The sequence below is a fragment of the Protofrankia sp. CiP1_Cm_nod4 genome, assembly GCF_982290645.1.
Map to the genome: position 1 here is coordinate 1,192 of NZ_CEVIVC010000274.1, position 1,976 is coordinate 3,167.

Below are 1,976 nucleotides of genomic sequence, written 5' to 3' on the forward strand. Positions count from 1 at the left end.
CCAGCACCAGCACCAGCACCAGCAGTGGCAGTGGCAGTGGCAGTGGCAACGGTGACAGTCGCGAGAGCGCCAGCGATATCGCGAGCGACGGCGTGAGCTCGGGCGACACCGTCAGGCCTGGCGGCGCCGACAACTCGCCAGGCCGGGCAACGGTGAGATCGCACTCCTGGGCGGGACCGCGCCCCCGGAATGGAGCCGGCTCCGGCGACGGCCCTGGCGACAGCCCCGGCGACGGCCCTGGCGGCGTCGACAGGTCCGGCGGTGTTGACAGTCACGGTCTTACGAATGGTTACGATGATCCGCGCGGATCCGTCACCGGCTCGCCGGCTGTGGACGCCGACCGTCCGCTGGCGGGAGTCCGGGTGCTCGTCCCGCGGACAAGGCCGCGTCCCGGGCTGCTGGCCGCCCGGTTACGCGCGCTCGGCGCGGACGCCGTGGAGAGTGTCGTCTCGCGTCCCGGGCCGGTGGCCGCCCCGGCACCGCTGCTGGCGGCGCTCGCCGGCGCGGACGCGCTGGTGCTGGCGGGCGTCGCGGAGGTCGCGGCGGTGGTCACACTGCTGCGTCGGGCCGGCCGCGACGTCCGGGCGCTTGCCGGGCTCGTGCTGATGGCCGCCGACGCCGAGGCGGAGGTCTCGTTGGAGGCCCTTGGGCTGTCCTGCGCCCGGCTGCCCGTCAGCGCTGATGGCCCGGAGCGCGCCAACACACACAGTGCGCGGACGCGGGCTGCGGAGCCCACCGACGCGCAGGATGCGGTGTCTGCGGTGATGGGCGGCAGCGTCCGCGTGGTGGTGTGCGCGTCCGCGCCGCCGCCCGCCGGAGCGGAAACGGTGCGTCGGATCAGCCTCCTGACCGATGTCGTCGCCGAACCCGACCCGCGGATCGTCGAGGAGATCCGGCACGGCGACCTGCACGCGGTGGCGTTCGCGTCGTCGACCGCGGCCCGCGCGACCGTCGCGCTGTACGGCCCCCTACCGGACGGGATCATGGTGGCCGCGATAGGACGGCGTACCGTCGCGGCCTGTCAGCACGCCGGCATCCGGGTGGACGCGGTGGCGACCGAGCCCGGCATCCATCCGCTGGCCGCGGCGGTGGCCGATGCCGTCACCAGAGCCCGCTCGTCCGAAACGCCGGTCGGCCAACACGCGTCCGCCCCGAAACCCGCCAAAAGCTGATGATCGAACACTCTCGGATCACGCGAACGAGGGGATGAACGGTCGCTGTGGCAGCCGTTTTCACTCTCGTTCTCTTGACTGGGACGAGAGGGGGCGGGTGATTGTCCGAATGGTGATCGGGAGACCGTTCGGGGCGAGAGCCCGTTCGAGGTGGGCGCGAGGCCGGTGTGGGCGCGCTGGTGCCTGCCACCGGTTGTCATCAGGTCCACCGGTTGTCATCAGGCGTCGTCGGGGGCCATTCGGTCAGGGCTCGTCCGGGGCGAAGGCATGGCCGGTGCAGGCATGGCCGGTAAGGGCGTCGTCGATGCGGGCGGTGACAGCGGTCAGCACACCGGGATGCAGCCCGAGTGGCGCGGTCAGCGTCCAGCGGGTGTGCGGGAAGCGCTCCCGGGCCCGGGCGAGGGCGGCCGGGATGTCCCGCGACGTGTGGCTGCCGTCGAACAGGAAGAAAGGGTGGGCCACGATCTCGGTGCAGCCGGCGGCGGCCAGGCTGGCGTAGCCGGCCATGATGTCGGGCTGGACCACGTCCAGGAAGGCCGGCTCCACCGCGTGCCAGTGGATCTGATGGTGACCACCCGTCACGCCAGGATCGGCCTCGGCGGGCGGGGTCTTGAGCCCGCCGGACGAGGTCTCGAACTCGTCGGATATGGCACCGGTTACCGGATCAGGCGTGGTGTCCGTCCCGCGTCCGGAAGCACCGGAAGCACCGGACGGGCTGGAAGTGGTGGGCGGGCTGGAAGCATCGGGCGGGCTGGAAATGGTGGGCGGGCTGGAAGCGGCGGACGGATAGGACGGGCCGGGCAC

General features: G+C 72.5%; 2 protein-coding genes. One reads left to right on the plus strand and one right to left on the minus strand.

Annotated features, from left to right (window positions below; all coding sequences use genetic code 11):
* Window positions 1–329: 329 nt before the first annotated feature.
* Window positions 330–1,172: a uroporphyrinogen-III synthase gene (locus tag AC5LSR_RS24095; RefSeq protein ID WP_493465866.1), complete on the plus strand. Its 843-nt coding sequence runs from the start codon at window positions 330–332 to the stop codon at window positions 1,170–1,172.
* Between the two features lie 243 nt (window positions 1,173–1,415).
* On the opposite strand, the gene AC5LSR_RS24100 is transcribed toward AC5LSR_RS24095, so the two are convergent.
* Window positions 1,416–1,976, minus strand: coding sequence for a sirohydrochlorin chelatase (locus AC5LSR_RS24100; protein WP_445548546.1), 561 nt, complete (start codon window positions 1,974–1,976; stop codon window positions 1,416–1,418).